This is a genomic window from Micromonospora maritima (genome assembly GCF_902825405.1).
GTDB lineage: Bacteria > Actinomycetota > Actinomycetes > Mycobacteriales > Micromonosporaceae > Micromonospora > Micromonospora maritima.
Window position 1 is genome coordinate 1 of sequence record NZ_CADEAU010000426.1, and the last position, 4,663, is coordinate 4,663.

Here is a 4,663-nt window from a genome sequence, read left to right on the forward strand (position 1 = left end):
GGAGCCCGCGCCCCGGGTGCAGACCTCGGCCGCCGCCCGGCAGTTCGTCGCGCTCAAGCTGGCCGACACCGACGGCCTCGGGGTGACCGCGCTGACCGCCGGCTGGCTGCGGTAGCGGTCAGCCGGCGGCGCGCAGCCGGTCGTCGAGCGCGCCCAGGTCGGGCAGGAACCACACCTGCTCGTGCCGGTTGGACTCGGCCACCAGCGCCCGCAGCGCGCCGCTGCGGGCCAGGTGGTCCGAGATGTCCCCGACCACCACCAGGCGCAGCCGGTAGTTGACGAACTTCTGCATGACCTCGCCGGCGAACCGGGTGCCCAGCGCGAAGAAGCTCGGGTCGAGCCGGGCCGCGGGCACCGCCACCACCGTGGCGCCGAGGAACGCCGCGCCGATCAGGTCCAGCGCGTCGCGCTCGGTGACGATCGGCGGCCCGTGCGGGTCGCAGACCAGCACGGTCGCGCCGCCGAGTTCGCGCAGCTCGTCAGCCACGGTCGGCCGCCTCGCCGGCGAGCAGGCCGTTCTCGCCGCCCAGCACCGCGTCGAGCAGCCGCAGCAGGTCGGCGGTGGCGGCGACGTCGCCCAGGATCACGATCTTCATGCGGTGGCGCTCCTCGTCGTGGACCGTCTGCACCCGCAGCGGACGGTCCGGGTCGTGGTGGGTGTTCACGCCGGCCAGCACCAGCGTGGCGAGCCGGTCGGCGGCGGCCCGGTCGACGCCGTCGAGCTGCACGATGCTCGACACCTCCGCCGTCGCCGACGGTGCCGACGACGGGCGGCCGGTCAGCGCGTCCAGGTCGGCGCGGGCGATCCGGTACTGCTTGCCGATGCGCACGGCGCGCAGCCGTCCGGCCCGGATGTAGCCGCGCACCGTGCGCACGTGCAGCCCGAGCAGCTCCGCGACCTGCTCCACCGAGTATATGTCGTTACCCATCGCACCCTATGCTAGCGCCCTCAGGGAAGGATAGGTAATTTCACCGGCCGGTCACCCCGATGCCACCTCGGCCCGGCATACTGCCGGCGTGCAGCCCCGTCACGGCTACCTCGACGCGCCCGCGCCGCTGGCCTTCGCCCACCGTGGCGGCGCGGCCGACGGCGACGAGAACACCGCCGCCGCGTTCGCCCGTGCCGTCGCCCTGGGCTACCGGTACGTGGAGACCGACGTGCACGCCACCGCCGACGGCGTGCCGGTGGTCTTCCACGACCCCACGCTGCGCCGGGTCACCGGCGAGGCGGGGCGCATCGCCGACCTGCGCTGGGCCGACCTCGCCTCGGTGCGCGTCGGCGGCGCCGCCCTGGTCCCCCGCCTCGACGACGTCCTCGGCGCCTGGCCACAGGTGCGGTTCAACGTCGACGTCAAGGCCGACGGCGGCGTCGAGCCGACCGTCGAGGCGGTCGCCCGCGTCGGCGCCGCCGACCGGGTGCTGCTGGCCTCGTTCAGCGACGCCCGGCTGACCCGGCTGCGCGCCCTGGCCGGGCCGAAGGTCGCCAGCAGCCTCGGCATGCGCGGCGTGGCCCGGCTGCGGATGGCCTCGCTGCACGGGCGGCCGCTGCGGCTGCCCCCGTCCGTGGTCGCCGCCCAGGTCCCGGTCTCCTACGGGCGGATCCGCGTGGTCGACCGCCGGCTCCTCGCCTACTGCCACCGGATCGGGTTGCAGGTGCACGTCTGGACGATCGACGAACCCGCCCAGATGCACCACTTACTTGATCTTGGAGTGGATGGCATCATGACCGATCACGTCGGCGTGCTCCGCGACGTCTACCGCAGCCGCGGCCACTGGGCCGCCTGAGACCCGAGGACCAGCCGATGGCCGATACGGTCACCCCCGCCGTCGCCGAGCCCGCGCGTCCGGGCAGCACCCGTCGCGAGCGCACCGGCTGGTACTTCTACGACTGGGCGAACTCCGCGTTCCAGACCACCGTCATCACGGTCTTCCTCGGGCCGTTCCTGACCACGGTCACCGAGCTGGCCGCCGGCTGCGAGCTGGGCGCGGACAGCTGCGACGGAGTGGTGCACCCGCTCGGCATCCGGGTCGCCGCCGGCTCCTACTACCCGTACCTGATCTCGCTGTCGGTCTTCCTCACCGTGTTCGTGCTGCCCGTGGTCGGCGCGATCGCCGACCGCTCGGCGCACAAGAAGCGGCTGCTCGCCGCCGCCGCGTTCACCGGCGCGGGCGCGACCATCGCCTTCGCGTTCGTCACCGGCGAGCGGTACCTGCTCGGCGGCGCGCTGTTCCTGATCGCGAACATCTCCTTCGGCGCCGCCGTGGTGGTCTACAACTCGTTCCTGCCGCAGCTCGGCGGCCCGGACGACCGCGACGGCATCTCCAGCCGGGGCTGGGCCATCGGCTACCTCGGCGGTGGGCTGCTGCTCGCGCTCAACCTGGTCGCGGTCACCATGCTCAGCGAGGAGGGCAACGCGCAGCGCACCCTCGACCTGGCCCGCTGGTCGATCGTCTCGGCCGGCGTGTGGTGGGCGGCGTTCACCCTGCTGCCGCTGCGCTGGCTGCGCGAGCACCCCACCGCCGCCGCGCTGCACGGCGGCGCCAACGTGCTCACCGACGGGTTCCGGCAGCTCGGCCGCACCCTGCGGGAGATCAAGGCGTACCCGCTGACGCTGTTCTTCCTGCTCGCGTTCCTGGTGTTCAACGACGGCATCCAGACCGTCATCACGCTGGCCAGCCAGTACGGCACCGAGGAACTGCGGCTGGAGCAGAGCACCCTGATCGTGACCATCCTGCTGGTGCAGTTCCTCGCCTTCGGCGGCGCGCTCGCCCTCGGCGCGCTGGCGAAGCGGATCGGCGCGTGGAAGACCGTGCTGCTGTCGCTGGTGCTCTGGACCGGTGTGATCATCGCGGCGTTCCGGCTGCCCGCCGAGGCGCCCGTACCGTTCATGATCCTCGGCGGTTGCATCGGCCTGGTCCTGGGCGGCAGCCAGGCGTTGAGCCGTTCGCTGTTCAGCCAGCTGATCCCCGCCGGCAAGGAGGGCGAGTACTACGGGTTCTACGAGATCAGCGACAAGGGCACCAGCTGGCTCGGCCCGCTCGCGTTCGGGCTGGTCTTCCAGCTGACCTCGTCGTACCGGGTCGGTCTGGTGTCGCTGCTGATCTTCTTCGTGGTCGGGTTCGCGCTGCTGGCCGCCGTGCCGATGCGCCGGGCCATCATCGCGGCCGGCAACACGCCACCCCGGGTGCTGTAGCGCCGACGCCGGTCGGACGATCATCGCCGACCGATGCAGCGGCGTCGATCGGCTAGGCTGCCCCGACGTGACCGACGACGCCGCTGCCACCCCCACCTGCCTGGCCCGCCCCCTGCCGGGGCCCGGCGACGACCGCGCCGGCGGCTGCGCCGCCGCCCGGGGCGTGGACGGCCGCCCGCTGCACGCCGCCGCGCTGAAGTTCTTCTGGGGCCCGATGGACTGCGGCAAGTCGACCATGGCGCTGCAGATGAACCACAACCACGCCCGGCAGGGCCGCCGCGGCCTGGTCACCACCCGCATCGACCGCTCGCTCGGCCCGCAGGTCACCACCCGCATCGGCCTGGCCCACGAGGCGGTCGAGGTCACCGACGACCTCGACCTGCGCGACCTGGTCCGCGACGCCTGGGCCGAAGGGGTACGGGTCGACTACCTGATCTGCGACGAGGCGTCGTTCTACAACCTGGAGCACGTCGAGCAGATGGCCGAGCTGGTCGACAAGTTCGACGTCGACGTCTACGCCTTCGGCCTGGCCACCGACTTCCGCTCCTGCCTCTTCCCGGCCGCGCAGCGGCTGTTCGAGCTGGCCGACGAGGTGGCCCGCATCCAGGTCGAGGTGCTCTGCTGGTGCGGCCGCGAAGGGCTGCTCAACGCCCGGGTGGTGCGCGGCGAGGTGGTCCGCGAGGGCGCGCAGGTCGTCATCGGCGACACCGTCGACACCGCCGACGTGCGCTACCAGGTGCTGTGCCGGCGGCACTACCGCTCCGGCGACCTCGGCCCGCGCGCCTGAGCCTCAGAACGGATCCCCGCACACCCGCCACGAGCCGTTCTCCGACACCACCGTCAGCTCCCGCTCCTCGCTGCCGCCGCCGTCACGGTTCAGGCGCACCACCACCGTGCCGCGCGGCCGCCCGCCCCGCGTCGACACCGCCACGTCGACGATCTCGTAGCCGCTGACCACCGGCGGGGTACGCACCCAACTGCCGAACCCGGCCTCGCTCCACCGGCTGCGCGCGTCCCGGCACAACCGCTCGTACGCCCGCCCGGTGTCACCGGCCGCGACGTCGCGGAAGAACCCGTCCGCGGTCTCCCGCACCGGCCCGTCGGCCTGCAGCACCACCTGGGCGTTCCACGCCGCCAGGCCGGCCACCCCGACCAGGCAGGTGCCCAGCCCGAGCACCGCGACCAGCACACCGGCGCGTACCGGCCGGCGACGCCGGGCCGGCCGCTGCCATCCCTGCTGCCTGCCCATCACCACCGACGGTAGGCAACCGGCGACCGCCGCGCAGCCGGTTGCGCCGCTGTCGTCCGGCTACGCCGGATCGTCTACCGTCGGCGGACGACAGCCTCAAGGAGCGGCGGATGACGCGTGACGGGCTCCCGCACCGGCCCGTCGGCCTGCAGCACCACCTGGGCGTTCCACGCCGCCAGGCCGGCCACCCCGACCAGGCAGGTGCCCAGCCCGAGCACCG

Annotated in this window: 6 protein-coding genes; 3 read left to right on the plus strand and 3 right to left on the minus strand. The window is 73.4% G+C overall.

What is annotated here, in order from left to right; all coding sequences use genetic code 11:
- Positions 1 to 118: 118 nt before the first annotated feature.
- Both HUW36_RS26195 and HUW36_RS26200 read right to left on the minus strand, forming a co-directional pair.
- The gene (locus tag HUW36_RS26195; RefSeq protein ID WP_174530587.1) at positions 119 to 487 is read right to left on the minus strand and encodes a DUF4180 domain-containing protein; all 369 of its coding nucleotides are present in this window, start codon (positions 485 to 487) and stop codon (positions 119 to 121) included.
- A complete protein-coding gene (locus HUW36_RS26200; protein WP_174530588.1) occupies positions 480 to 929 on the minus strand; it encodes a helix-turn-helix domain-containing protein in 450 nt (149 codons plus the stop codon). Before HUW36_RS26200 ends, HUW36_RS26195 begins: the two co-directional genes overlap by 8 nt.
- Before the next feature lie 88 nt (positions 930 to 1,017).
- Here HUW36_RS26200 and HUW36_RS26205 point away from each other — a divergent pair, with 88 nt between their 5' ends.
- The 3 genes from HUW36_RS26205 (at position 1,018) to HUW36_RS26215 (ending at position 3,981) form a co-directional block, all read left to right on the plus strand.
- Positions 1,018 to 1,785: a glycerophosphodiester phosphodiesterase family protein gene (locus HUW36_RS26205; RefSeq protein ID WP_174530589.1), complete on the plus strand. Its 768-nt coding sequence runs from the start codon at positions 1,018 to 1,020 to the stop codon at positions 1,783 to 1,785.
- A 17-nt stretch (positions 1,786 to 1,802) separates the two neighbouring features.
- The gene (locus HUW36_RS26210; RefSeq protein ID WP_174530590.1) at positions 1,803 to 3,194 is read left to right on the plus strand and encodes an MFS transporter; all 1,392 of its coding nucleotides are present in this window, start codon (positions 1,803 to 1,805) and stop codon (positions 3,192 to 3,194) included.
- Positions 3,195 to 3,261: 67 nt separating this feature from the next.
- Positions 3,262 to 3,981 (plus strand): thymidine kinase, encoded by a 720-nt coding sequence (locus HUW36_RS26215; protein WP_174530591.1) that lies wholly within the window; start codon positions 3,262 to 3,264, stop codon positions 3,979 to 3,981.
- Positions 3,982 to 3,984: 3 nt separating this feature from the next.
- On the opposite strand, the gene HUW36_RS26220 is transcribed toward HUW36_RS26215, so the two are convergent.
- The gene (locus HUW36_RS26220; RefSeq protein WP_174530592.1) at positions 3,985 to 4,443 is read right to left on the minus strand and encodes an Rv0361 family membrane protein; all 459 of its coding nucleotides are present in this window, start codon (positions 4,441 to 4,443) and stop codon (positions 3,985 to 3,987) included.
- Positions 4,444 to 4,663: the final 220 nt, after the last annotated feature.

Coding starts and splice junctions, on each gene's coding strand:
- HUW36_RS26220 (WP_174530592.1), bottom strand. CDS start 4,443: ATGGGCAGGCAGCAGGGATGGCAGCGGCCGGCCCGGCGTCGCCGGCCG.
- HUW36_RS26200 (WP_174530588.1), bottom strand. CDS start 929: ATGGGTAACGACATATACTCGGTGGAGCAGGTCGCGGAGCTGCTCGGG.
- HUW36_RS26210 (WP_174530590.1), top strand. CDS start 1,803: ATGGCCGATACGGTCACCCCCGCCGTCGCCGAGCCCGCGCGTCCGGGC.